Below are 1,183 nucleotides of genomic sequence, written 5' to 3'. Positions count from 1 at the left end.
CCTATTAACCCCGGTTCTTCACTCCCGCCGGTCGGTCGCTGCGCTCCCTCCCTCTGGTCGCTCCAGAACCGGGGCGGGCCCCGCCCATGGGTGCGACCATCGGGGAGAGGGGAAATGCGTGTGGGGTGAGCGGGCCTTCGTCACTGTAGTGGTCGGTTGACCGGTTCTGGGGGGTGTTCGGACACATGGTTGTGTGGGGCGTGAAACGGCGGGGTGGTCATGGGCGGGCTCGTTGTAGCAGTTGTTCGGCGTGACGGAGTAGGGGGGCGTCCACCATCTTGCCGTCGTAGGCGAATACGCCGCGATGGTTGGGTGCGGCCTCCAGAACGCCTCGGGCCCAAGCGATCTCGTCATCCGACGGGGCGTAGGCGGCGCGGATGACCGGGAGCTGGGACGGGTGGATCGCGACCTTGATCTCGAAACCCACCGCGACGGCGTCCTCGGCCTCGGCGCGCAGGCCGTCGAGATCCTTGATGTTCAGGTACACCATGTCCAGGGCGAGGCGCTGGTGGGCCTTGGCGGCGAGCAGGCCGGTGCTGCGCAGATGCCGCGCCACATCGCGGTAGGTGCCGTCGGCGCGGCGGGTGCCGGTGCCGCCCATGGCGGCCACCAGATCCTCCACTCCGCACATCACGCCGCGCGTATTGGGCGCGGCGGCGATCTGCTGGATGGCCAGTGCGCCGAGCGGAGATTCGATCAATGCGAAGACCTGGTACTCCGACAGGCCGGTGACCTGGTGGATGGACTCGGTCTTCGGCAGCATGACCAGCCGGTAGGAGGTTTCGCGCAGGGCCTGCAGATCGAGGTCGTGCTCGGGCGTGCCCGCCGGATTGACCCGCACCACGGTGGTTTCCGGGTCGAGGGGGGTATCGACGAGGGCCTTGCGCGCGGCGGGTTTGTCGGCGGGTGCTACGCCGTCCTCGAGATCGAGGATCACCACATCGGCGGCGTCCGCGGCTTTCCGGTAGCGCTCGGGGCGGTCGGCGGGGCAGAACAGCCACGCCGGACCGGGGGATTGCCAGGTGGGATCCGGGCTGTTGGTCATCGGTGTTTCCTCTGTAATTTGGGAGCGCCTCCGGCACTCGAGGGTGGGGCCCTGACATCCCGGTTCTGCACTCCCGCCGGTCGGTCGCTGCGCTCCCTCCCTCTGGTCGCTCCAGAACCGGGCGGGCCCCACCCAGGG

At 68.9% G+C, this 1,183-nt stretch carries 1 protein-coding gene; it reads right to left on the bottom strand.

Annotation, left to right across the window (positions count from 1 at the left end):
• Positions 1-217 precede the first annotated feature (217 nt).
• The gene (locus tag ACWDU1_RS32465; protein ID WP_450004237.1) at positions 218-1,045 is read right to left on the bottom strand and encodes an HpcH/HpaI aldolase/citrate lyase family protein; all 828 of its coding nucleotides are present in this window, start codon (positions 1,043-1,045) and stop codon (positions 218-220) included.
• Positions 1,046-1,183: the final 138 nt, after the last annotated feature.

Source organism: Nocardia sp. NPDC003345 (genome assembly GCF_053589395.1).
The sequence above is the reverse complement of the archived record's forward strand: the minus strand, read 5'-3'. Positions and strand labels throughout refer to the sequence as shown.

Excerpts from the sequence above, each read along its gene's own strand:
- ACWDU1_RS32465 (WP_450004237.1), bottom strand. The coding sequence starts at position 1,045 with ATGACCAACAGCCCGGATCCCACCTGGCAATCCCCCGGTCCGGCGTGG.